The sequence below is a fragment of the Pseudomonas sp. X4 genome (genome assembly GCF_040784925.1).
Lineage (GTDB): Bacteria > Pseudomonadota > Gammaproteobacteria > Pseudomonadales > Pseudomonadaceae > Aquipseudomonas > Aquipseudomonas putida_Z.
Map to the genome: position 1 here is coordinate 1,912,623 of NZ_CP160798.1, position 23,554 is coordinate 1,936,176.

Consider the following 23,554-nt stretch of genomic DNA (forward strand, 5'->3'; position numbering starts at 1 on the left):
CCTCGGCGCGGCTTTTCAGTAGAGCTCATCAGTAGGGCTCTTCACTTGGGCTCTGCTGGTGGCGGCAGGGTGAACCCGGACACCGAACGGCGCATCTCGCTGGCCATGCGTGCCAGGTGGCGGATGCTGTCGGCGGTGGCGCCGGAGCCGGCGGAGGTCTGCGCGGTAATCTGCTGGATGACTGCCATGGTGTGGGAGATCTGCCCGGCAGACGAAGTCTGCAGCTGGGCGGCATCGGAGATGCTGTGGATAAGGTCGGCGAGGTTCTGCGAGACGCCTTCGATCTCGGCCAGCGCCACCCCGGCATCCTGGGCCAGGCGGGCACCGCGCACCACCTCGGCGGTGGTCTGCTCCATGGAGATCACCGCCTCGTTGGTGTCGGCCTGGATGGTGCGCACCAGCGCCTCGATCTGCCGGGTGGCCGACGACGAGCGCTCGGCCAGGCGCTGCACTTCGTCGGCGACCACGGCGAACCCACGGCCGGCCTCGCCGGCAAGCGAGGCCTGAATCGCCGCGTTGAGGGCGAGGATGTTGGTCTGGTCGGCAATGTCGTCGATCAGGCTGACGATATCGCCGATTTCCTGGGAAGACTCACCGAGGCGCTTGATCCGTTTGGCGGTGTCCTGGATCTGCTCGCGAATGTTGTCCATGCCGTTGATGGTGTTGTGCACTACCTCGTTGCCCTTGTTGGCGATCGCGACCGAGCGCTCGGCAACCTTGGCCGACTCGTAGGCATGCGCCGAAACCCGGTCGATCGACTCGACCATGTCGCCGACCGCCTCGGATGCCTCGCTGATCTGCTCGGCCTGGTGTTCAGAGGCCTTGGCCAGCTGGCGTGCGGTGTTCTGTGTGTCCTGTACGGCGGCAGCGACCTGCACGGCGCTGTGGTTGATGGTGGCAACCAGGTCGCGCAATTGGTCCACGGAATAGTTGATCGAATCGGCAATGGCGCCGGTGAAGTCTTCGGTCACCGATACGGTCACGGTCAGGTCACCGTCAGCCAGCTCTTCGATTTCGTCGAGCAGGCGCATGATCGCCTGCTGGTTGCGTTCGTTCTTTTCCGCCGTCTCGCGCAGCTGTCGGTTGGTGGTGCGCACCATGACCAGGCCGATGAGGATGATCGAAGCCAGCGCCAGCAGGCCCAGGACATAGCCGCCGACAGTGTCGAGGGTGCGCCCGCCGGCCAGGTTCTCGAAACCGTTGGCCAGGTGCGAGGCCTCGTCGAGCAGGGTCTGCGACAGGCTGAAGATGTTGCCGGCAGCCTCGCGCACGCGGAACAGTTCTGGCGAGGTTTCGAGGATTTCATCCACCGAGCCGGCAACGAACTGGAACAGCTCGGCAATTTCAGCCAGGCGCGCACGGGCGTCGGCGTCCTCGACACGGGTCACCTGGATCGCCGCGCTGCCACTGAGCATGCCCTCCAGCACCTGGCCGAAGCGCCCGGCATCACGGCCAAAGGCATCCGCCGCCTGGGCCGCGGTGTCGTCACCGGCCAGCACAGTGTTGACCGAGCCGAGGATGCGTTCGGCCAGCAGCAACTGGCGCTGGGCCACCGCCACCTGGCTGGCCGGGGCGCCGCTCTGCAGCAGGATCTCGACCACTTTCTCGTATTCCACCTGCAACTGCGGCACGGTCTCGGCCAGGGTCGCCGCCACCTGGTGCAGCGACAGCACGGTCTGCTCGCTTGCCAGGATGGTATCGGTGTTCTTGCGCAGGTTTTCCCAGTCGCGGCGTACCGCTTCCATCTCGTCACGCACCATGGGCGGCGCGGGTGGCAGGCCGGTGGACTTGTCACCTTCACGCAGGTAGCCCCAGCGCCGTTCGAAATCGTTGCGCGCGTCCGACAGCAGCTTGAAGGCCAGGGCCTTGCCGGTGGCGGCTTCGGTGGCGTTCTTGGCGATGCGCTGCGACAGCACCCGCAGTTCGCCGGCGTGGCCGATGTACTGCTTGTCGTAGTTGGACTGGGTGTTCAGGTAGGCAAAGTTGGCGAACAGCAGGATGATCGACAGGATCAGGATCAGGAACAGCACGGTGATCTGCGCGATGCTGCGGGTACGTGGGGTCACGGTGGTGACGGGGGTGGCAGGCTTGTTCACGTTCGCAGGTCCTATAACGCCACATCGAGAAAGCCCGGCGCCTGGGCCAGGGCGAAGGGGCTGAAGATCGCCCAGTTGCGTTCACGCGGGAAGTGCCCCTGCACGAAACGTGCAGCGGCGCGGATCAGCGGCTGTGGTGGCGACAGTTGCAGGCTGTCCAGGGCAAAGTGCTGCAGGCCCAGCACCTCGTCCACCAGCAGGCCGACGAACAGGTCCTCGTGGTCCAGCACCAGCACCCGCCGCTGCTTGCCCGGGGCGGCGTGGCCCAGGCCGAAGAAGCTGCTCAGGTCCATCACCGGCAACAGCCGGCCGCGCAGGTTGGCTACCCCGCACACCCACGGCTGCACACCGGGGACGCGGCTGCTGCGCGGTTCGCGCAGCACCTCGGCCACCTCGCCCATGGGCGCGACGAACCATTGCCCGGCAATACGAAAGCCGATACCGCTCCACTGTTGCAGGCGGTTGTCCTGTGGCGGCTGGTCGGCGACCAGCAGGCGGCAGCGCCGGTCGATGTCCAGCAACAACTCGAAGGCGGTCAGCGACGCGCCCTGCGGGCGGGTGGTCAAGCCCCCAGCACTTCTTTGAGCTTGGCGATCAGCGCGTCCTCTTCCACCGGTTTGGTCAGGAAGTCACGAGCGCCCTGGCGCGTGGCCCAGATACGGTCGGTTTCCTGGTCCTTGGTGGTGACCACGATCACCGGGATGGCGCTGGTTTCCGGGTCCTTGCTGAGCTGGCGGGTGGCCTGGAAGCCGTTCATGCCGGGCATGACGATGTCCATCAGCACCGCGTCGGGCTTGTCCTGCCGTGCCAGGGCCACGCCATCGGCACCGTTGTTGGCCTTGAGCACCTGGTAGCCGTGCTTTTCCAGCCATTCGGTCAATCGGTACATCTCTGTCGGCGAGTCGTCGACAATCAGAACTCGGGCCATGCTGGTTCCCCATCAGGAAAGAAAGACCGTGCCATGGCGGGGCGCGGTCAGGGTGCGTGTTGTTGGGCTGCGGCAAAACCGGGCACGTGGGCGCGGATCGCGTCGAGCAGTTCTTCCTTGCTGAACGGTTTGGTCAGGAACTGGTCGGAGCCGACCACCCGGCCGCGGGCCTTGTCGAACAGGCCGTCACGTGACGACAGCAGAATGACCGGGGTGTCCTTGAAGGCACTGTTGTGCTTGATCACCGCGCAGGTCTGGTAGCCGTCCAGGCGCGGCATCAACACATCGACGAAGATGATGCTGGGCTGGTGGTCGACGATCTTGGCCAGGGCATCGAAGCCATCGCTGGCGGTGATCACCTCGCAGCCCGCTTCACCGAGCAACATCTGCGCGGTGCGGCGGATCGTGCGCGAATCGTCGATCACCATCACCTTCAGGGGTTGTTCCATCTGTTGGGCTACCATTTGCCGAAATCCTGGGGCCGTTGTGGGAGCGGCCTTGCGTCGCGATAAGGGCTGCGCAGCAGCCCCCATGGGCCTGTCATTCAGCGCTATGACTGGCATTTTTAGCACACTCCGGGTGGCCGTTCCATCTGCGGCGCCCCTTGACCGGCGGCGTTCACGGCGCCACCCTGAGCCACTTTTCTTTCGATCCATCGCGGCCACGCGCCGCCAAGAGGAACCACCCCATGAGCGTTCGCCTCGGCATTGTCATGGACCCCATCGCGTCCATCTCCTACAAGAAGGACAGCTCGCTGGCCATGCTGCTGGCCGCCCAGGCACGCGGCTGGAGCCTGTTCTACATGGAACAGCGCGATATGTACCTGGGCGCCGGCCAGGCGCGTGCGCAGATGCGCCCGCTGAAAGTGTTCGCCGACCCGGCCCGCTGGTTCGAGCTGGGCGACGAGCAGGACAGCGCGCTGGCCGAGCTGGACGTGATCCTGATGCGCAAGGACCCGCCCTTCGACATGGAGTTCGTCTACAGCACCTACCTGCTGGAGCAGGCCGAGCGCGAAGGCGTGCTGGTGGTCAACCGCCCGCAGAGCCTGCGCGACTGCAACGAAAAACTGTTCGCCACCCAGTTCCCGCAGTGCATGGCGCCGACCCTGGTCAGCCGCCGTGTCGACATCCTGCGCGAGTTCGCCAACAGCCGTGGTGACGTGATCCTCAAGCCGCTGGACGGCATGGGCGGCGCCTCGGTGTTCCGCCACCGCAAGGACGACCCGAACCTGTCGGTGATCCTGGAAACCCTGACCCAGCACGGCAACCAGCAAATCATGGCGCAGGAATACCTGCCGCAGATCGTCGACGGCGACAAGCGCATCCTGATGATCGACGGCGAGCCGGTGGACTACTGCCTGGCGCGCATCCCGGCCAGCGGCGAGACCCGTGGCAACCTGGCCGCCGGTGGCCGTGGCGAAGCACGCCCGCTGACCGACCGCGACCGCTGGATCGCCGCCCAGGTCGGCCCGACCCTACGCGAGAAGGGCCTGATGTTCGTGGGCCTGGACGTGATCGGCGACTACCTCACCGAAATCAACGTCACCAGCCCCACCTGCATCCGCGAGATCGATGCCGCCTACAACACCGATATCGGCGGAAAATTGATGGATGCCATTGATCGCCAGCTGAAGGCGCGCTGACCGCCGACGCACGGCAACAACCCAGAGTGGGGTATGATGCGGGTCCTTTTGGCCTGGCCTGCTACCCCGCCCTGCGGTTGCTGGAAACCTGATGACGCTGCCCGCTGACATCCCCGCCGACCTGCTGCCCCCCCGTGTTCGCCCGGTGGACCGGCTCGGCTTTACCCTGTTCCTGGCTGCCCTTGTGCACCTGGCGCTGATCCTCGGCGTCGGCTTCAGCGTGGTCAAGCCTGCCGAAATCCGCCACACCATGGACATCACCCTGGCCACCTTCAAGAGCGAGAAACCGCCGGAGAAGGCCGATTTCCAGGCCCAGGACAACCAGCAGGGCAGCGGCACCCTGGACAAGAAAGCGGTGCCCAAGACCACCGAACTGGCCCCGTTCCAGGACAGCAAGATCAACAAGATCACCCCGCCACCCGCCGCCAAGCCCGAGGTGGTACCGCCCCCTGCCCCGCAGAAGTCGGCGGTAGTGACCACGGCGCCCAAGCCACAGAAGGTCGAGCCCAAGCCCAGGGAAAGCAAGCCGCAGCCCAAGCCGGCAGCCCCGGCACCGGACTTCGACAGCTCGCAGTTGTCCAGCCAGATCGCCAGCCTGGAGGCGGAGCTGTCCAACGAACAGCAGATGTACGCCAAGCGCCCGCGCATCCACCGGCTCAATGCCGCCTCGACCATGCGCGACAAGGGTGCCTGGTACAAGGAAGAGTGGCGCAAGAAGGTCGAGCGGGTGGGCAACCTGAACTACCCCGACGAAGCGCGCCGGCAACAAATCTACGGCAACCTGCGCATGATGGTGTCGATCAACCGCGATGGCTCGCTGTACGAGGTGCTGGTACTGGAGTCGTCCGGGCAACCGGTGCTGGACCAGGCGGCGCAGCGCATCGTGCGGCTGGCGGCGCCGTTTGCGCCGTTTACCGGGGACCTGGCCGAGTTTGACCGGCTGGAGATCATCCGCACCTGGCGCTTTGCCCGTGGGGACCGTTTGTCCAGTAACTGACCTGCGGCATTACGCGGTCCCTGTGGGAGCGGGTTTACCCGCGAAAGCGTCCGACTAAGCGACATCATTGCCTGATCTGGCGCATTCGCGGGTAAACCCGCTCCCACAGGGAACGCGCAAGCCTCGTTACGCACCTTGTCAGCCTCGCCACCTGGCGCCACACTATCCCCCATGAAAACCCTCACGCCGAGCTACCTCAAGCATCAGTACCTGATCGCCATGCCGCACATGGCCGATCCGAACTTCGCCCAGACCCTCACGTACATCGTCGAGCACAACGCCCATGGCGCCATGGGCCTGGTGGTCAACCGGCCGCAGGAGCTGAACCTGGCCGACATCCTCGAGCAGCTGCGCCCGGACGAAATGCCACCGGCCAGCACCTTGCAGGTGCCGATCTACCAAGGTGGCCCGGTACAGACCGACCGTGGCTTCGTGCTGCACAGCAGCGAATGCAGTTTCCAGGCCACCGTGGCGCTGGAAGGGCTGTCGCTGACCACCTCGCAGGATATATTGCTTGCCATCGCCGCCGGGGTAGGCCCGAAACAGAGCCTGATCACCCTGGGCTATGCCGGCTGGGAAGCGGGCCAACTGGAAGCGGAGCTTGCCGACAACGCCTGGCTCAACTGCCCGTTCGACCCGGAAATCATCTTCGGCCTGACCAGCGACCTGCGCCTGGAAGCCGCCGCTGCCAGCCTGGGGATCAACCTGAACCTGCTGACCAGCCAGGCGGGCCACGCCTGATGGCCGAACTGCACCCTGAACTGCGTCTGCTGCTGGGCTTCGACTACGGCAGCAAACAGATCGGCGTAGCCGTCGGCCAGGTGGTTACCGGCCAGGCCCGCGAGCTTTGCACCCTGAAGGCACAGAACGGCGTGCCGGACTGGGCCCAGGTGGAAAAGCTGATTGCCGAATGGAAGCCCGACGCCATCGTCGTCGGCCTGCCGCTGAACATGGACGGCACCCCCAGCGAAATGAGCGCCCGCGCAGAAAAGTTCGCCCGCCGCCTGAACGGCCGCTTCAACCTGCCCGTGCACACCCACGACGAACGCCTGACCACCTTCGAGGCCAAGGGCGAGCGCATGGCCCGTGGCGGCCAGCGCGGCAGCTACCGCGACAACCCGGTCGATGCCATCGCCGCCGCCCTCTTGCTGCAAGGCTGGCTGGAGGCCAATACCTGATCATCTTTGCCGCCGGGCCCGCCCGGCGCACCCTTCCGAGGAGCCTGCAATGAGCCTACCCGATCCAGCCGAACTGATTCGGCAGATGGCCGTCGACCTTCGCGCCCACCTGGCCCGCCGGGCAATTACCGAACCGCGCTACATCGGCATCCGCACCGGCGGCGTCTGGGTTGCCCAGGCCCTGCAGGAAGCCATGGGCGACACCAGCCCCATGGGCACTCTGGACGTGTCGTTCTATCGCGACGACTTCAGCCAGAACGGCCTGCACCCGCAAGTGCGCCCGTCCGAGCTGCCGTTCGAGGTCGAGGGCCAGCACCTGGTGCTGGTGGATGACGTGCTGATGAGCGGTCGCACGGTGCGCGCCGCGCTCAACGAACTGTTCGATTATGGCCGCCCGGCCAGCGTCACCCTGGTCTGCCTGCTGGACCTGGATGCCGGCGAACTGCCAATCCGCCCGAATGTACTCGGCGCCACCCTGTCGCTGGCCGCCCATGAACGGGTAAAATTGACCGGACCCGCACCGCTCGCCCTCGAGCGCCAGGACCTCGCCTCCGCTTCCGCCCTTTAAGAGTCCCCCGCGATGACGCCAATCGACGCCAAGCGCCCGCTGCAGCTCAATGATCAGGGCCAGCTGCGCCACTTCCTCTCGCTCGACGGTTTGCCCCGCGAACTGCTCACCGAGATCCTCGACACCGCCGACTCCTTCCTGGAAGTCGGTGCCCGGGCCGTGAAGAAAGTCCCGTTGCTGCGCGGCAAGACCGTGTGCAACGTGTTCTTCGAGAACTCCACCCGTACCCGTACCACCTTCGAACTGGCGGCCCAGCGCCTGTCGGCCGACGTGATCAGCCTGAACGTGTCGACCTCCTCGACCAGCAAGGGCGAGACCCTGTTCGACACCCTGCGCAACCTCGAAGCCATGGCCGCCGACATGTTCGTGGTGCGCCACTCCGACTCCGGGGCCGCGCACTTCATCGCCGAGCACGTGTGCCCGGAAGTTGCCGTGATCAACGGTGGTGACGGCCGCCATGCGCACCCGACCCAGGGCATGCTCGACATGCTCACCATCCGCCGCCACAAGGGCAGCTTCGAGAACCTGTCGGTGGCCATCGTCGGCGACATCCTGCACTCGCGCGTGGCCCGCTCCGACATGCTGGCGCTGAAAGCGCTGGGCTGCCCGGACATCCGCGTGATCGGCCCGAAAACCCTGATCCCGATCGGTATCGAGCAGTACGGCGTGAAGGTGTACACCGACCTCGCCGAAGGCCTGAAGGACGTCGACGTGGTGATCATGCTGCGCCTGCAGCGTGAACGCATGGCCGGTGGCCTGCTGCCCAGCGAAGGCGAGTTCTACCGCCTGTTCGGCCTGACCACCGCGCGCCTGGCCGGGGCCAAGCCCGACGCCATCGTCATGCACCCGGGCCCGATCAACCGCGGCGTGGAAATCGAGTCGGCGGTGGCCGACGGCAAGCACTCGGTGATCCTCAACCAGGTCACCTACGGCATCGCCGTGCGCATGGCCGTGCTGTCCATGGCCATGAGCGGGCAGAACGCGCAACGTCAATTCGACCAGGAGAACGCCCAGTGACCATCAGTATTCTCGGCGCCCGGGTCATCGACCCCAACAGCGGCCTGGACCAGGTCACCGACCTGCACCTGGACGGCGGCCGTATTGCCGCCATCGGTGCAGCCCCGGCCGGCTTCAGCGCCAGCCGCACGATCCAGGCTGATGGCCTGGTCGCCGCACCCGGCCTGGTCGACCTCGGCGTGTCCCTGCGCGAGCCGGGCTACAGCCGCAAAGGCAACATCGCCAGTGAAACCCGCGCCGCCGTCGCCGGCGGTGTCACCAGCCTGTGCTGCCCGCCGCAGACCAAGCCGGTGCTTGACACCTCGGCCGTGGCCGAACTGATCCTCGACCGCGCCCGCGAGGCCGCCAACAGCAAGGTCTACCCGATCGGCGCCCTGACCAAGGGCCTGGAAGGCGAGCAACTGGCCGAGCTGGTGGCCCTGCGCGACACCGGCTGCGTGGCTTTCGGCAATGGCCTGAAGGAAATCCCCAACAACCGTACCCTGGCCCGCGCCCTGGAATACGCCGCCACCTTCGACCTGACCGTGGTGTTCCACTCCCAGGACCGCGACCTGGCCCAGGGTGGCCTGGCCCACGAAGGCGCCATGGCCAGCTTCCTCGGCCTGCCGGGCATTCCGGAAACCGCCGAGACCGTGGCCCTGGCGCGCAACCTGCTGCTGGTGGAACAGACCGGCGTGCGTGCGCACTTCACCCAGATCACCAGCGCCCGTGGCGCGCGGCTGATCGCCCAAGCCCAGGCCCTGGGCCTGCCGGTGACCGCCGATGTGGCGCTGTACCAGCTGATCCTCACCGACGAATCGCTGCGCGAGTTCTCCAGCCTGTACCACGTGCAGCCGCCGCTGCGCACCGCCGCTGACCGCGACGGCCTGCGCGAGGCGGTGAAGTCGGGGGTGATCCAGGCGATTTCCAGCCACCACCAGCCGCACGAGCGCGACGCCAAGCTGGCTCCGTTCGGCGCCACCGAGCCGGGCATCAGCAGCGTCGAGCTGCTGCTGCCGCTGGCCATGACCCTGGTGCAGGACGGCCTGCTCGACCTGCCAACCTTGCTGGCCCGCCTGAGCAGCGGCCCCGCGGCGGCCCTGCGCCTGCCGGCCGGCGAGCTGAAAGTGGGTGGCGCGGCCGACCTGGTGCTGTTCGACCCGCAAGCCTCGACCGTGGCCGGCGAGCAGTGGTTCTCGCGCGGCGAGAACTGCCCGTTCATCGGCCACTGCCTGCCGGGTGCGGTGCGTTATACCTTGGTCGATGGGCATGTCTGCCACGAGGCCTGAGTAACCCTCACAGGCCTCATCGCCGGCAAGCCAGCTCCCACAGGAAATCACTGCCCTCAAGGCCTGTGATATCCCTGTGGGAGCTGGCTTGCCGGCGATGAGGCCTGTGCAAGGGAACACCTACCATTCATCCCCCACGGTTGAAATCCTTCCCCCCACCCCCATATGAGTCTGCATCAGGCACTTTCGCCCCGCTGCGTGGAGACTCTCCCCTTGACCACCATCGTTTCTGTCCGCCGTAACGGCAAAGTCGTCATGGGCGGCGACGGCCAGGTATCCCTCGGCAACACCGTGATGAAAGGCAACGCCAAGAAGGTGCGCCGCCTGTACCACGGCCAGGTCATCGCGGGCTTCGCCGGCGCCACCGCCGATGCGTTCACCCTGTTCGAGCGCTTTGAAGGCCAGCTCGAGAAACATCAGGGCCACCTGGTCCGCGCTGCCGTGGAGCTGGCCAAGGAATGGCGTACCGACCGCTCCCTGAGCCGCCTGGAGGCCATGCTGGCCGTGGCCAACAAGGACGCCTCCCTGATCATCACCGGCAACGGCGACGTGGTCGAACCCGAAGACGGCCTGATCGCCATGGGTTCCGGCGGCGCCTACGCCCAGGCCGCAGCCCGCGCCCTGCTGAACAAGACCGACCTCTCGGCCCGTGAAATCGCCGAGACCGCCCTGAACATCGCCGGCGACATCTGCGTGTTCACCAACCACAACCTGACCATCGAGGAGCAGGACCTGGCCGACTGATCAGCTGTTCTGGCGCCTCATCCCGGTGATGGGGTTTTTCCACGCTGATTCATTCCGCCCGAGGACCATTTTCATCATGTCCATGACCCCCCGCGAGATCGTCCACGAACTCAACCGCCACATCATCGGCCAGGACGACGCCAAGCGCGCCGTGGCCATCGCCCTGCGCAACCGCTGGCGGCGCATGCAGCTTCCCGCCGAGCTGCGCGCCGAAGTGACCCCGAAGAACATCCTGATGATCGGCCCTACCGGCGTCGGCAAGACCGAAATCGCCCGCCGCCTGGCCAAGCTGGCCAACGCGCCGTTCCTCAAGGTCGAAGCCACCAAGTTCACCGAAGTGGGCTACGTGGGCCGCGACGTCGAGTCGATCATCCGTGACCTGGCCGATGCCGCGCTGAAGATGCTGCGTGAGCAAGAGATCATCCGCGTGCGCCACCGCGCCGAAGACGCCGCCGAAGACCGCATCCTCGACGCCCTGCTGCCGCAGGCGCGGGTCAGCAGCTTCGCCGAGGAAGCCGCGCAGACCAGCACCGATTCCAACACCCGCCAGCTGTTCCGCAAGCGCCTGCGCGAAGGCCAGCTGGACGACAAGGAAATCGAGATCGAAGTGGCCGATGCCGTGGGCGTCGAAATTGCCGCGCCGCCCGGCATGGAAGAAATGACCAACCAGCTGCAGAGCCTGTTCGCCAACATGGGCAAAGGCAAGCGCAAGGCGCGCAAGCTGAAGGTTAAAGAGGCGCTGAAGATGGTTCGCGATGAAGAAGCGAGCCGCCTGGTCAACGAGGAAGAGCTCAAGGCCAAGGCCCTGGAAGCTGTCGAGCAGCACGGCATCGTGTTCATCGACGAAATCGACAAGGTTGCCAAGCGCGGCAACGTTGGCGGCGCCGACGTGTCCCGTGAAGGCGTGCAGCGCGACCTGCTGCCGCTGATCGAAGGCTGCACCGTCAACACCAAGCTGGGCATGGTCAAGACCGACCACATCCTGTTCATTGCCTCGGGTGCGTTCCACCTGAGCAAGCCGAGCGACCTGGTGCCCGAACTGCAAGGCCGCCTGCCGATCCGCGTGGAGCTCAAGGCCCTGACCCCGGAAGACTTCGAGCGCATCCTGCAGGAGCCGCACGCGTCGCTGACCGAACAGTACCAGGCCCTGCTCAAGACCGAAGGCCTGAACATCGAGTTCCTCGCCGACGGTATCAAGCGCCTGGCCGAGATTGCCTACCAGGTCAACGAGAAGACCGAGAACATCGGTGCCCGCCGCCTGCACACCCTGCTCGAGCGTTTGCTCGAAGAGGTGTCGTTCAGCGCTGGCGACCTGGCCAGCACCCATGACGAAGCGCCGATCCAGATCGACGCGGCGTATGTGAACAGCCACCTGGGTGAGCTGGCGCAGAACGAAGACCTGTCGCGTTACATCCTGTAAAACCGGCGTCGACAGCTTCGCGGGCACGCCCGCTCCCACAGGATCACCACAGACCCAAAGCATGTGGTGATCCTGTGGGAGCGGGCGCGCCCGCGAAGAGGCCCTTGAATCCCTCCATCATAAGCTGGAAGCTTGCTTCATCAGCTCCCGAGAGATTCCGCCCATGGCCCGCCTGCCCACCGCCATCAACCTGCACAAAGCTTCGAAAACCCTCAGCCTGACCTACGCCCCCGGCGAGGTCTACCACCTGCCCGCCGAATTCCTGCGCGTGCACTCCCCCTCCGCCGAGGTCCAGGGCCACGGTAACCCCATCCTCCAGTTCGGCAAGATCAACGTCGGCCTCAGCGGCCTGGAACCTGCCGGGCAATACGCACTGAAACTGACCTTCGACGACGGCCATGACAGCGGCCTGTTCACCTGGGAATATCTCGAGCAGCTGTGCCTGCGCCAGGAACAGCTGTGGGCCGAGTACCTCGACGAACTGCACAAGGCCGGGAAATCCCGCGACCCCGCCGAGTCGGTGGTCAAACTCATGCTCTAGCGCAAGGCCTGCAGGATTTAGAGCGCATTTTCTAAAATCATCTGTTTGAATGACTTACAGACAGCCCAGTGACGGGCTGTCTTGCGCATTACATGAAAGTCGGGTAACCAATGGGGGTGGCAAGTTCCCTGTATCAAATTGCAGGTAGTCAGAACCCTCGCAGCACCGCTGTTCCTTATCACTGGTCACCCGAGTAGCAGTACCGGGCTCAGAACTGTGCACCCGCCACAGCAACCGGTACTCGTCTCAGGACAACGGAGCGTCGTAGATGAGTAACAAGAACAACGATGAGCTGCAGCGGCAGGCCTCGGAAAACACCCTGGGGCTGAACCCGGTCATCGGTATCCGCCGCAAAGACCTGTTGAGCTCGGCACGCACCGTGCTGCGCCAGGCCGTGCGCCAACCGCTGCACAGCGCCAAGCATGTGGCCCACTTTGGCCTGGAGCTGAAGAACGTGCTGCTGGGCAAGTCCAGCCTTGCCCCGGAAAGCGACGACCGTCGCTTCAATGACCCGGCATGGAGCAACAACCCACTTTACCGCCGCTACCTGCAAACCTACCTGGCCTGGCGCAAGGAGCTGCAGGACTGGATCGGCAACAGCGACCTGTCGCCCCAGGACATCAGCCGCGGCCAGTTCGTCATCAACCTGATGACCGAAGCCATGGCTCCGACCAACACCCTGTCCAACCCGGCAGCGGTCAAACGCTTCTTCGAAACCGGCGGCAAGAGCCTGCTCGATGGCCTGTCCAACCTGGCCAAGGACCTGGTCAACAACGGTGGCATGCCCAGCCAGGTGAACATGGACGCTTTCGAGGTGGGCAAGAACCTGGGCACCAGTGAAGGCGCCGTGGTGTACCGCAACGATGTGCTGGAGCTGATCCAGTACAGCCCCATCACCGAGCAGGTGCATGCCCGCCCGCTGCTGGTGGTGCCGCCGCAGATCAACAAGTTCTATGTATTCGACCTGAGCCCGGAAAAGAGCCTGGCGCGCTACTGCCTGCGCTCGCAGCAGCAGACCTTCATCATCAGTTGGCGCAACCCGACCAAAGCCCAGCGTGAATGGGGCCTGTCCACCTACATCGACGCGCTCAAGGAGGCAGTCGACGCGGTGCTGGCGATTACCGGCAGCAAGGACCTGAACATGCTCGGTGCCTGCTCCGGCGGCATCACCTGCACGGCATTGGTCGGCCACTATGCCGCCCTCGGCGAAAACAAGGTCAATGCCCTGACCCTGCTGGTCAGCGTGCTGGACACCACCATGGACAACCAGGTCGCCCTGTTTGTCGACGAGCAGACTTTGGAGGCCGCCAAGCGCCACTCCTACCAGGCCGGCGTGCTCGAAGGCAGCGAGATGGCCAAGGTGTTCGCCTGGATGCGCCCCAACGACCTGATCTGGAACTACTGGGTCAACAACTACCTGCTCGGCAACGAGCCGCCGGTGTTCGACATCCTGTTCTGGAACAACGACACCACGCGTCTGCCGGCCGCCTTCCACGGCGACCTGATCGAAATGTTCAAGAGCAACCCGCTGACCCGCCCGGATGCCCTGGAAGTGTGCGGCACCCCGATCGATCTGAAACAGGTCAAATGCGACATCTACAGCCTTGCTGGCACCAACGACCACATCACCCCGTGGCAGTCGTGCTACCGCTCGGCGCACCTGTTCGGCGGCAAGATCGAGTTCGTGCTGTCCAACAGCGGCCACATCCAGAGCATCCTCAACCCGCCAGGCAACCCCAAGGCGCGCTTCATGACCGGTGCCGATCGCCCAGGTGACCCGGTGGCCTGGCAGGAAAACGCCACCAAGCATGCCGACTCCTGGTGGCTGCACTGGCAAAGCTGGCTGGGCGAACGTGCCGGCGAGCTGAAAAAGGCGCCGACCCGCCTGGGCAACCGTGCCTATGCCGCTGGCGAGGCATCCCCGGGCACCTACGTTCACGAGCGTTGAGCTGCAGCGCCGTGGCCCCCTGCGGGGCGCCACGGTGTTCATTTCACCCCATGAGTCACGCGCATGCCGCAACCCTACATCTTCAGGACCGTCGAGCTGGATAACCAGTCCATCCGCACCGCCGTCCGCCCGGGCAAGCCGCACCTGACGCCGCTGCTGATCTTCAACGGCATCGGTGCCAACCTGGAGCTGGTGTTTCCGTTCATCGAGGCACTGGACCCGGACCTGGAAGTCATTGCCTTTGACGTACCCGGGGTCGGCGGCTCGTCCACACCGCGCCACCCATACCGCTTCCCCGGGTTGGCCAAGCTGACGGCACGCATGCTCGACTACCTCGACTACGGCCAGGTCAATGCCATCGGTGTGTCCTGGGGCGGCGCCCTGGCCCAGCAGTTCGCCCACGATTACCCCGAACGCTGCAAGAAACTGGTGCTGGCCGCCACCGCAGCCGGTGCGGTGATGGTGCCAGGCAAGCCCAAGGTGTTGTGGATGATGGCCAGCCCACGGCGTTACGTGCAGCCGTCGCATGTCATCCGCATTGCGCCGACGATCTATGGCGGCGGCTTCCGGCGTGACCCCGAACTGGCCATGCAGCACGCCGCCAAGGTGCGCTCCGGCGGCAAGATGGGCTACTACTGGCAGCTGTTCGCCGGGCTCGGCTGGACCAGCATCCACTGGCTGCACAAGATCCAGCAACCGACCCTGGTGCTGGCCGGCGACGACGACCCGCTGATCCCGCTGATCAACATGCGCCTGCTGGCCTGGCGGATTCCCAATGCCCAGCTACACATTATCGACGACGGTCATTTGTTCCTGATCACCCGGGCCGAGGCCGTCGCCCCGATCATCATGAAGTTCCTTCAGCAAGAACGACAGCGCGCCGTCATGCACCCTCGCCCGGCTTCGGGTGTGTGAAGGCGATTTGGGGCCCTGTGGGAGCGGGTTTACCCGCGAAGAATCCAACTCGGTGTATGGCACCGGCTTCGCCGGTGTTCGCGGGTGAACCCGCTCCCACAGAGACCCTGCTAAATCAGTGAATATGTTTAGTCATGAGGCACCAGGTCAGGACGAGGGAGTGTTGCCATGAAAGACAAACCGGCCAAAGGAACGCCAACGCTTCCCGCCACCAGCATGAACGTGCAGAACGCCATCCTCGGCCTGCGCGGTCGTGACCTGATTTCCACGCTGCGCAATGTCAGCCGCCAAAGCCTGCGTCACCCGCTGCACACCGCACATCACCTGTTGGCCCTGGGTGGCCAACTGGGCCGGGTGATACTGGGTGACACACCGCTTCAGCCGAACCCGCGCGATCCGCGCTTCAGCGACCCGACATGGAGCCAGAACCCGTTCTACCGGCGCGGCCTGCAAGCCTACCTGGCCTGGCAGAAGCAGACCCGCCTGTGGATCGAGGAAAGCCACCTGGACGACGATGACCGGGCCCGTGCGCACTTTCTGTTCAACCTGATCAACGATGCCCTGGCGCCAAGCAACTCGCTGCTCAACCCGCTGGCGGTCAAGGAGTTGTTCAACAGCGGTGGCCAGAGCCTGGTGCGCGGTGTGGCCCACCTGCTCGATGACCTGCGCCACAATGACGGCCTGCCACGCCAGGTCGACGAGCGCGCCTTCGAAGTGGGCGGCAACCTGGCCGCAACCGCCGGCGCCGTGGTGTTCCGCAACGAGCTGCTGGAACTGATCCAGTACAAGCCGATGAGCGAAAAGCAGCACGCCCGGCCACTGCTGGTGGTGCCGCCACAGATCAACAAGTTCTACATCTTCGACCTCAGCTCGACCAACAGCTTCGTCCAGTACATGCTCAAGAATGGCCTGCAGGTGTTCATGGTCAGCTGGCGCAACCCCGACCCGCGCCACCGCGAATGGGGCCTGTCCAGCTACGTTCAGGCCCTGGAAGAAGCGCTCAACGCTTGCCGCAGCATCAGCGGCAACCGCGACCCCAACCTGATGGGCGCCTGCGCCGGCGGCCTGACCATGGCCGCACTGCAGGGCCACCTGCAGGCCAAGCACCAGCTGCGCCGGGTGCGCAGCGCCACCTACCTGGTCAGCCTGCTGGACAGCAAGTTCGAAAGCCCCGCCAGCCTGTTCGCCGACGAGCAGACCATCGAGGCCGCCAAGCGCCGCTCCTACCAGCGCGGCGTGCTGGATGGCGCCGAGGTGGCGCGGATCTTCGCCTGGATGCGGCCCAACGACCTGATCTGGAACTACTGGGTCAACAACTACCTGCTCGGCAAGACACCACCAGCCTTCGACATCCTGTACTGGAACGCCGACAGCACGCGCCTGCCCGCCGCGCTGCATGGCGACCTGCTGGACTTCTTCAAGCTCAACCCGCTGACCCACCCCGCCGGCCTGGAGGTATGTGGCACACCCATCGACCTGCAGAAGGTCGAGCTGGACAGTTTCACCGTGGCCGGCAGCAACGACCACATCACCCCGTGGGATGCGGTGTACCGCTCGGCCTTGCTGCTGGGTGGCGACCGACGCTTCGTGCTGGCCAACAGCGGGCATATCCAGAGCATCATCAACCCGCCCGGCAACCCCAAGGCCTACTACCTGGCCAACCCCAAGCTGTCCAGCGACCCCCGCGCCTGGTTCCACGATGCCAAGCGCAGCGAAGGCAGCTGGTGGCCGTTGTGGCTGGAGTGGATCACCCCGCGCTCCGGCCCGCTCAAGGCACCGCGCAGCGAACTGGGCAATGCCACCTACCCACCGCTGGGCCCCGCGCCGGGCACCTACGTGCTGACCCGATGAGCATGCCGACTGGATGAAGACTCGCGACCGTATCCTCGAATGTGCCCTGCAGCTGTTCAACCAGCAGGGCGAGCCGAACGTATCCACCCTGGAAATTGCCAACGAACTGGGCATCAGCCCTGGCAACCTCTACTACCACTTCCACGGCAAGGAGCCGTTGGTGCTGGGGCTGTTCGAGCGCTTTGAAGAAGCGCTGATGCCCTTGCTCGACCCGCCGCTGGAGGTACGCCTTGACGCCGAAGATTACTGGCTGTTCCTGCACCTGATCGTCGAACGCATGGCGCAGTACCGCTTCCTGTTCCAGGACCTGTCGAACCTGACCGGACGCCTGCCCAAACTGGCCCGCGGCATTCGCAACCTGATCAACGCGCTCAAGCGCACGCTGGCGGCGTTGCTGGCCAGCCTCAAGGGCCAAGGGTTGGTAGAGAGCGAGACCCAGGCGCTGGGGCAACTGGTGGAGCAGATCACCCTTACACTGATGTTCTCGCTGGATTATCAGCGGGTACTGGGGCGCGAGGGGGATGTGGGGATTGTGGTGTACCAGGTGATGATGCTGGTGGCGCCGCATCTGCAGGCCCAGGCGCGGGGGGCGGCGGAGCAGTTGGCGGTGCGGTATCTGGAGGGGTAAGCCTGACTGGGATGTATTGCAGCAGTCGACGCATTCGCGGGTGAACCCGCTCCCACAGGTACGGTGCAGAGCTTACAAGCGGCGCAGTACCTGTGGGAGCGGGTTTACCCGCGAAGAAGGCGACGCGGTATCAGATCAGGGTACCGGTGCCTGTCTGTGCCGAAGGCGGGTTGCTGGCCGGAGCCGCAGTGGGCGCCGGAGCTGCGCTAGCGGCCGGAGCGGCGCTGGCCGCTGGAGCTGCCGGCTTGGCCGGTGCTTTCTTCACAGCAGGCTTCTTCGCCACGGCTGGTTTGGCCGCTGCCGGTTTCGCCGCAGGCTTGGCCGCCGCAGTCTTCGCAGCAGGTTTAGCCGCTGCGGCCTTGGCTGCCGGCTTGGCTGCCGCGGTTTTTGCCGCAGGCTTGGCCGCTGCCGTCTTGGCCAGTGGCTTGGCCGCCGCCTTGCTCGCAGCCGGTTTGGCTGCAGTGCGCGACGAAATCGGGGTAACCGAAGCGCCGGTGAGTTTCTCGATCTGCTTGGTCAGGCTGTCCACCTGCTGGTGCAGGGCCTTGATCTCGTTGCGGCTCGGCACGCCAAGGCGCGAGATGGCACTGTTCAGGCGCTTGTCGAAGGCCTCTTCGAGTTCGCTCCACTTGCCCAGCGCACGGTCCTTCACGCCCGACACACGCGAAGTGGTCGACGACTTGGCAGTTTCAGCAACATCTTCTGCGGTCTTCTTCGCCTGCTTCTCGGCCTTCTCGCCATCCTTCACCAGCGAGTCGAACAGCTTCGGGCCGTCCTGGTCGATCTTCGAATAGATACCAAGCCCCGCCAGCCAGATCTTGCGGGAGTACTTCTCGATCCCGCCGACCCAGGAGCTGCCTTCTTTCTCGGAATTCTTCTTGCCAGCCATCCTGCTCTCCTTATGGTTTGTGCGCGACGCGCTCGAGCAGCTCGTGAAGCTGTTCAAGCTTGATGGACAACGCCTCAACGTCATGTTTAGACGGAATGCCAAGGCGATTCAAGGCGCGACCTACCCGCGCGTCGAAAGCTTTTTCGATCTTGTCCAGTTGAACCTCGACCTTGCCGCGTACGCGACTGACTTCCTGGGTCGCTTCGTCGATCTGGTTGTTGGCAGCATCGAGCTCCTTGTCGATGCGCTTCTTGCCACGCTTCTCGACGCCTTCGCCGGCCTTGACCAGCTCATTGAAGTAGTCGGAGCCTTCCTGGCCCACGCGCGCATAGGCGCCGATGCCCGCCAGCCAGATCTTGCGCGCGTAGCCGCGCACCTCGCCCAGCGTACCCGGGGCGTCGTCCTTTTTCTTCACAGTCACTTTGGCCATGCTCTGTACCTCATGCTCATGAGTGGAGGAGGAACCGCCCATGGAGGTTGGGCTTGAGCACAAGGTAGAGAGGGAAATTAGAATCTTCACCCTAAGGTGAACGAGCATGGCCCCGGGAAGGGGTGTCAGGCCAGGGCTTTGTCCAGCGCCCGCTCGATCTCGCCCTTGATGGTGCCGCTCATCATCGACAGCATCATCCCCAGCTTCAATTCGACGCGGATGCGGTCATCGAAGATGTGCACGCTGCCGTTGGCACCGCTGCGCGCCACGTCGACCCGGTCACCGTTCCAGGTGGCCTTGAGGTCGTATTCGCGGGTCAGTTTGTCGACCAGCGCTTCAGCCTTGGCACGGGCGGCATCACGGCCGAGGGAATGTTTGCGTTCGACGCTGATCTGGGTCATGCGGGTGTTCCTGAAGATGAAGACATAATGGGCATTATGCCCGCCCCTGCCCACTGGCACACCCCGCCAAGACAAATCCGCCCGTTCGCCCTAGAATGGCGGTAATTTTTTCCGGTGAAGCGATATGAACGACCAGCGCAAAGGCGACCACGCCGAACCCACCACCCATTTCGGTTACCAGGACGTCCCTGAAAGCCAGAAGGCGAAGAAAGTCGCCGAGGTGTTCCACTCGGTAGCGGCCAAGTACGACCTGATGAACGACGTGCTTTCCGGCGGCATGCACCGCCTGTGGAAGCGCTTCACCATCGAGCTGTCGGGCGTACGCGCCGGCAACCGTGTACTGGACATCGCCGGCGGTACCGGCGACCTGGCCGCCAAGTTCTCGCGGCTGGTCGGCCCGACCGGCCAGGTAGTGCTGGCCGACATCAACGAGTCGATGCTCAAGGTCGGCCGTGACCGCCTGCTCGACCGTGGCGTGGCCGGCAACATCGAGTTCGTCCAGGCCGACGCCGAGAAGCTGCCATTCCCGGACAACCACTTCGACTGCGTGACCATCGCCTTCGGCCTGCGCAACGTCACCCACAAGGACGAAGCCATCCGCTCGATGCTGCGCGTGCTCAAGCCGGGCGGTCGCCTGCTGGTGCTGGAGTTCTCCAAGCCGACCAACAAGCTGATGTCCAAGGCCTACGACGCCTACTCGTTCGCCTTCATGCCGCTGGCCGGCAAGCTGATCACCAACGACTCGGAGAGCTACCGTTACCTCGCCGAGTCGATCCGCATGCACCCCGATCAGGAAACCCTGAAGGCCATGATGGTCGAGGCCGGTTTCGACCGCGTCACCTACCACAACATGACCAGCGGCATCGTTGCCGTGCACCGGGGGATCAAGCCCTGATGCTGCTGGCCGGGCTGCTCGCCAGCGCCGAACATGGCCTGAACCGCGTCCTGCGCATGGACAGCACGGCCCTGCCGCGGCTGGCCGCGCTGGAGGGCAAGGTCATCGAGATCGACTGCCGCCAGCCGGCCTTGCAGGTGTTCATCCTGCCCGATGAAGAGGGCCTGATGCTCGCCGCCCACTGGCAAGGCGAGGTCGACTGCAGCCTGCGCGCCCCGGCCGGCAGCCTGGCGCAGCTGGCCCTGGCCAGGGACAAGACTGCCGTGCTGCACAGCCCGCAAGTCGAACTGCATGGCGACAGCGCCGTGCTGCTCGACCTGTTCGGTGTGCTGCAGGACCTGGAGCTGGACTGGGAGCACGAGCTGCAACGCTGGCTCGGCCCGGTCGCCACGGCACTGCTGGCGGGCCACATCCGCCTGCGTGCACGCTGGACCCGCCAGGGCCTGGCGCGCTTCAGCCAGAACCTTTCCGAGTACCTGGCCGAAGAGTCCCGCACCCTGGTCGGCAAGCGCGAAGCCGAAGCCGCCTTCAGCGAGCTCGATGCCCTGAAGCTCGATACAGAACGCCTCGAGGCGCGCCTCAAGCGCCTTTCCCGAACCCTTGATACCAGCGATAACGCATGAAGCTGCTCGCCGTCCGCCGTCTTTTTCGCATCCAGCGTGTGGTGATCCGCTACCGTCTCGATGACCTGCTGTTCGACCTGCCGCTGCCCTGGTGGCTGATGAGCCTGCGCCTGCTGATGCCGTGGCGCTGGCTGCCGCGCAAGCCGTCCGAGCTCAGCCGTGGCGCGCGCCTGCGCCTGGCCCTGCAGGACCTGGGGCCGATCTTCATCAAGTTCGGCCAGTTGTTGTCCACCCGCCGCGACCTGCTGCCCAACGACATTGCCGATGAGCTGATGCTGTTGCAGGACCGCGTGCCGCCGTTCGACCCCAAGCAGGCCGTGGCACTGATCGAGGCGCAACTGGGCGCCCCGGTAACGCAACTGTTCAGCCGCTTCGACGTCGAGCCACTGGCCTCGGCCTCGGTGGCCCAGGTGCACGCTGCGCGCCTGAAAAGTGGCGAGGAAGTGGTGGTCAAGGTGGTGCGCCCAGGCCTGAAGCCGGTGATCGCCCAGGACCTGGCCTGGCTGTTCCTGATCGCCAAGGCCGCCGAGCGCGCTTCGGCCGACGCCCGCCGCCTGCACCCGGTGGAAATCGTCGGCGACTACGAAAAAACCATCTACGACGAGCTCGACCTGCTGCGCGAAGCGGCCAACGCCAGCCAGCTGCGGCGCAACTTCGAAGGCTCCGAGCTGATGTACGTGCCCCAGGTGTACTGGGACCTGTGCCGCCCCAAGGTGCTGGTGATGGAGCGCATCTACGGCGTGCCGGTGACCGACATGGCCACCTTGGCCGACCAGCGCACCGACATGAAGCTGCTGGCCGAACGAGGCGTGGAGGTGTTCTTCACCCAGGTGTTCCGCGACAGCTTCTTCCATGCCGACATGCACCCCGGCAACATCTTCGTCAGCACGGTCAAACCATGGAGCCCGCAGTACATCGCCATCGACTGCGGCATCGTCGGCAGCCTGACCGCCGAGGACCAGGACTACCTGGCGCGCAACCTGATCGCTTTCTTCAAGCGTGACTACCGCCGCGTCGCCCAGTTGCACATCGACTCGGGCTGGGTGCCGGCGCACACCAAGGTGAACGAGTTCGAAGCGGCGATCCGCACCGTGTGCGAGCCGATCTTCGAAAAACCGTTAAAGGATATTTCCTTCGGGCAGGTGCTGATGCGCCTGTTCCAGACCGCCCGGCGCTTCAACATGGAAGTGCAGCCGCAGCTGGTGTTGCTGCAGAAGACCCTGCTCAACATCGAGGGCCTGGGCCGCCAACTGTACCCCGAGCTGGACCTGTGGAGCACCGCCAAGCCATTCCTCGAACGCTGGATGCGCGACCGCATGAGCCCCAAGGCCGTGCTCGGCAACATCCACAGCCAGGTCGAGCAACTGCCGCACCTGGCCGACATGACCCGCGACCTGCTCGAGCGCCTGTCGCAACCGCACCTGCACGATCCGCAACTGCCGGAGCGGCGCCGCCAGGGCGACCGCTGGGCGCTGCGCCTGCTCGGCGCCGGCCTGCTCGGCGGTGGTGCGGTACTGGCCGCTGGTGCCGCCGCGGCCACCAGCCTGGCCGCCCCTGCCGCCTGGCCGGCCTGGCTGATGCTGGCCGCCGGCCTTTACCTGATCGTGCGCCAATAGCCAGCCGCGCCCATGGCTGGCACACTAGCGCAAAGGGCCCGGCACAGGAGCGGGCCCGCTTTGGAGTCGACGATGAAAGACTGGCTGGACGAGATCAAGTGGAACAGCGAGGGCCTTGTACCGGCGATCGCCCAGGACCACAAGACCGGACGCGTGCTGATGATGGCCTGGATGAACCGCGAATCGCTGGCCCTGACCGCCGCCGAGCAACGCGCCATCTACTGGTCGCGTTCGCGTGGCAAGCTGTGGCGCAAGGGCGAGGAATCCGGGCATGTGCAGAAGCTGCATGAAATGCGCCTGGACTGCGATGCCGACGTGATCATCCTGATGGTCGAGCAATTGGGCCATATTGCCTGCCATACCGGCCGTGAAAGCTGCTTCTACCGCGTCTTCGAAGACGGCCAGTGGAAAACCGTCGACCCGGTCCTGAAAGACCCGGATGCCATCTACAGCGCAGGACACTGACATGAGCGACACCCTCAACCGCCTGGCCGAAGTGCTTGAAGAACGCAAGCAAGCGGCGCCCGACAGCTCCTACGTGGCCAGCCTGTACCACAAGGGCCTGAACAAGATCCTCGAAAAGCTCGGCGAAGAGTCGGTCGAGACGATCATTGCCGCCAAGGACGCTGCGGTCAGCAAGGATTACAGCGATGTCATCTACGAAACCGCCGACCTGTGGTTTCATAGCCTGGTAATGCTCAGCGCGCTGGGCCAGCATCCGCAAGCCGTGCTCGATGAGCTGGAACGCCGCTTCGGGCTTTCCGGGCATGATGAGAAGGCGGCTCGACAGCCGTCTGCCTGATGTAATTCAGGTGCGCGGTGCCCCTCTCTTTTTTGTGGGAGCGGGTTCACCCGCGAAGAATGCGACGCGGTGTATGGCACCGGCTAAGCCGGTGTTCGCGGGTGAACCCGCTCCCACAGGGGCCGCGTTGCCAGAACAATTCGCTTTACCTGTAAAT

At 65.0% G+C, this 23,554-nt stretch carries 26 protein-coding genes; 19 read left to right on the forward strand and 7 right to left on the reverse strand.

The window, feature by feature from the left end:
* Positions 1 to 41: 41 nt before the first annotated feature.
* From ABX298_RS08370 to ABX298_RS08385, 4 genes are read right to left on the reverse strand one after another with little or no spacing between them, the layout of a single operon-like run.
* Positions 42 to 2,066: a methyl-accepting chemotaxis protein gene (locus ABX298_RS08370; protein WP_238067653.1), complete on the reverse strand. Its 2,025-nt coding sequence runs from the start codon at positions 2,064 to 2,066 to the stop codon at positions 42 to 44.
* Between the two features lie 41 nt (positions 2,067 to 2,107).
* Positions 2,108 to 2,662: a chemotaxis protein CheW gene (locus ABX298_RS08375; protein WP_025340905.1), complete on the reverse strand. Its 555-nt coding sequence runs from the start codon at positions 2,660 to 2,662 to the stop codon at positions 2,108 to 2,110.
* Positions 2,659 to 3,024, reverse strand: a complete 366-nt coding sequence (gene pilH / locus ABX298_RS08380; protein ID WP_025340906.1) for a twitching motility response regulator PilH — start codon at positions 3,022 to 3,024, stop codon at positions 2,659 to 2,661. The genes ABX298_RS08375 and pilH overlap by 4 nt, the downstream gene beginning before the upstream one ends.
* Before the next feature lie 47 nt (positions 3,025 to 3,071).
* Entirely contained in the window at positions 3,072 to 3,473 is a 402-nt protein-coding gene (locus tag ABX298_RS08385; RefSeq protein WP_003257770.1) for a PleD family two-component system response regulator, read from the reverse strand.
* A 239-nt stretch (positions 3,474 to 3,712) separates the two neighbouring features.
* Here ABX298_RS08385 and gshB point away from each other — a divergent pair, with 239 nt between their 5' ends.
* The 14 genes from gshB (at position 3,713) to ABX298_RS08455 (ending at position 17,741) form a co-directional block, all read left to right on the forward strand.
* Positions 3,713 to 4,666 (forward strand): glutathione synthase, encoded by a 954-nt coding sequence (gene gshB / locus ABX298_RS08390; RefSeq protein ID WP_046613437.1) that lies wholly within the window; start codon positions 3,713 to 3,715, stop codon positions 4,664 to 4,666.
* Between the two features lie 91 nt (positions 4,667 to 4,757).
* On the forward strand, positions 4,758 to 5,663 hold the full coding sequence (locus ABX298_RS08395; protein WP_075046591.1) for an energy transducer TonB: 906 nt from the start codon (positions 4,758 to 4,760) through the stop codon (positions 5,661 to 5,663).
* 171 nt (positions 5,664 to 5,834) lie between these two features.
* Positions 5,835 to 6,404 carry a YqgE/AlgH family protein gene (locus ABX298_RS08400; RefSeq protein ID WP_367394294.1) on the forward strand — a complete coding sequence of 190 codons (570 nt, stop codon included), beginning with the start codon at positions 5,835 to 5,837 and terminating at the stop codon, positions 6,402 to 6,404.
* Positions 6,404 to 6,841 carry a Holliday junction resolvase RuvX gene (gene ruvX, locus ABX298_RS08405; protein WP_013974530.1) on the forward strand — a complete coding sequence of 146 codons (438 nt, stop codon included), beginning with the start codon at positions 6,404 to 6,406 and terminating at the stop codon, positions 6,839 to 6,841. The genes ABX298_RS08400 and ruvX overlap by 1 nt, the downstream gene beginning before the upstream one ends.
* A gap of 49 nt (positions 6,842 to 6,890) precedes the next feature.
* Positions 6,891 to 7,409 (forward strand): bifunctional pyr operon transcriptional regulator/uracil phosphoribosyltransferase PyrR, encoded by a 519-nt coding sequence (pyrR, locus tag ABX298_RS08410; protein ID WP_025340908.1) that lies wholly within the window; start codon positions 6,891 to 6,893, stop codon positions 7,407 to 7,409.
* Positions 7,410 to 7,421: 12 nt separating this feature from the next.
* On the forward strand, positions 7,422 to 8,426 hold the full coding sequence (locus tag ABX298_RS08415) for an aspartate carbamoyltransferase catalytic subunit (protein WP_003257774.1): 1,005 nt from the start codon (positions 7,422 to 7,424) through the stop codon (positions 8,424 to 8,426).
* On the forward strand, positions 8,423 to 9,694 hold the full coding sequence (locus tag ABX298_RS08420; RefSeq protein WP_075046592.1) for a dihydroorotase: 1,272 nt from the start codon (positions 8,423 to 8,425) through the stop codon (positions 9,692 to 9,694). Before ABX298_RS08415 ends, ABX298_RS08420 begins: the two co-directional genes overlap by 4 nt.
* A 213-nt stretch (positions 9,695 to 9,907) precedes the next feature.
* Positions 9,908 to 10,438, forward strand: a complete 531-nt coding sequence (gene hslV / locus ABX298_RS08425; protein WP_003249309.1) for an ATP-dependent protease subunit HslV — start codon at positions 9,908 to 9,910, stop codon at positions 10,436 to 10,438.
* A 76-nt stretch (positions 10,439 to 10,514) separates the two neighbouring features.
* Positions 10,515 to 11,858 carry an ATP-dependent protease ATPase subunit HslU gene (gene hslU, locus ABX298_RS08430; RefSeq protein WP_015272084.1) on the forward strand — a complete coding sequence of 448 codons (1,344 nt, stop codon included), beginning with the start codon at positions 10,515 to 10,517 and terminating at the stop codon, positions 11,856 to 11,858.
* A gap of 163 nt (positions 11,859 to 12,021) precedes the next feature.
* Positions 12,022 to 12,399: a gamma-butyrobetaine hydroxylase-like domain-containing protein gene (locus ABX298_RS08435; RefSeq protein WP_003249306.1), complete on the forward strand. Its 378-nt coding sequence runs from the start codon at positions 12,022 to 12,024 to the stop codon at positions 12,397 to 12,399.
* Between the two features lie 268 nt (positions 12,400 to 12,667).
* Complete coding sequence (gene phaC, locus ABX298_RS08440) at positions 12,668 to 14,347, forward strand: class II poly(R)-hydroxyalkanoic acid synthase (protein WP_025340910.1); 1,680 nt, start codon at positions 12,668 to 12,670, stop codon at positions 14,345 to 14,347.
* A gap of 63 nt (positions 14,348 to 14,410) precedes the next feature.
* A complete protein-coding gene (phaZ, locus tag ABX298_RS08445; RefSeq protein WP_075046593.1) occupies positions 14,411 to 15,262 on the forward strand; it encodes a poly(3-hydroxyalkanoate) depolymerase in 852 nt (283 codons plus the stop codon).
* Between the two features lie 168 nt (positions 15,263 to 15,430).
* On the forward strand, positions 15,431 to 17,113 hold the full coding sequence (gene phaC / locus ABX298_RS08450; RefSeq protein WP_075046595.1) for a class II poly(R)-hydroxyalkanoic acid synthase: 1,683 nt from the start codon (positions 15,431 to 15,433) through the stop codon (positions 17,111 to 17,113).
* A 13-nt stretch (positions 17,114 to 17,126) separates the two neighbouring features.
* The gene (locus tag ABX298_RS08455) at positions 17,127 to 17,741 is read left to right on the forward strand and encodes a TetR/AcrR family transcriptional regulator (protein WP_367394295.1); all 615 of its coding nucleotides are present in this window, start codon (positions 17,127 to 17,129) and stop codon (positions 17,739 to 17,741) included.
* Between the two features lie 130 nt (positions 17,742 to 17,871).
* On the opposite strand, the gene ABX298_RS08460 is transcribed toward ABX298_RS08455, so the two are convergent.
* The 3 genes from ABX298_RS08460 to ABX298_RS08470 all read right to left on the reverse strand — a co-directional run bounded on the left by ABX298_RS08460 (position 17,872) and on the right by ABX298_RS08470 (position 19,461).
* Positions 17,872 to 18,630: a phasin family protein gene (locus ABX298_RS08460; protein ID WP_367394296.1), complete on the reverse strand. Its 759-nt coding sequence runs from the start codon at positions 18,628 to 18,630 to the stop codon at positions 17,872 to 17,874.
* Positions 18,631 to 18,640: 10 nt separating this feature from the next.
* Positions 18,641 to 19,060 (reverse strand): phasin family protein, encoded by a 420-nt coding sequence (locus tag ABX298_RS08465; protein WP_023663112.1) that lies wholly within the window; start codon positions 19,058 to 19,060, stop codon positions 18,641 to 18,643.
* 125 nt (positions 19,061 to 19,185) lie between these two features.
* On the reverse strand, positions 19,186 to 19,461 hold the full coding sequence (locus ABX298_RS08470) for a polyhydroxyalkanoic acid system family protein (RefSeq protein ID WP_015272091.1): 276 nt from the start codon (positions 19,459 to 19,461) through the stop codon (positions 19,186 to 19,188).
* 124 nt (positions 19,462 to 19,585) lie between these two features.
* Here ABX298_RS08470 and ubiE point away from each other — a divergent pair, with 124 nt between their 5' ends.
* From ubiE to ABX298_RS08495, 5 genes are all read left to right on the forward strand, one after another.
* Positions 19,586 to 20,356: a bifunctional demethylmenaquinone methyltransferase/2-methoxy-6-polyprenyl-1,4-benzoquinol methylase UbiE gene (ubiE, locus tag ABX298_RS08475; protein WP_013974541.1), complete on the forward strand. Its 771-nt coding sequence runs from the start codon at positions 19,586 to 19,588 to the stop codon at positions 20,354 to 20,356.
* Positions 20,356 to 20,979 (forward strand): SCP2 domain-containing protein, encoded by a 624-nt coding sequence (locus tag ABX298_RS08480; RefSeq protein WP_075046598.1) that lies wholly within the window; start codon positions 20,356 to 20,358, stop codon positions 20,977 to 20,979. The genes ubiE and ABX298_RS08480 overlap by 1 nt, the downstream gene beginning before the upstream one ends.
* Complete coding sequence (ubiB, locus tag ABX298_RS08485) at positions 20,976 to 22,595, forward strand: ubiquinone biosynthesis regulatory protein kinase UbiB (protein ID WP_085614653.1); 1,620 nt, start codon at positions 20,976 to 20,978, stop codon at positions 22,593 to 22,595. The genes ABX298_RS08480 and ubiB overlap by 4 nt, the downstream gene beginning before the upstream one ends.
* A gap of 72 nt (positions 22,596 to 22,667) precedes the next feature.
* A complete protein-coding gene (gene hisI, locus ABX298_RS08490; protein WP_013974544.1) occupies positions 22,668 to 23,060 on the forward strand; it encodes a phosphoribosyl-AMP cyclohydrolase in 393 nt (130 codons plus the stop codon).
* Position 23,061: 1 nt separating this feature from the next.
* Positions 23,062 to 23,397 (forward strand): phosphoribosyl-ATP diphosphatase, encoded by a 336-nt coding sequence (locus ABX298_RS08495; RefSeq protein WP_013974545.1) that lies wholly within the window; start codon positions 23,062 to 23,064, stop codon positions 23,395 to 23,397.
* The last annotated feature ends 157 nt before the right edge of the window (positions 23,398 to 23,554 follow it).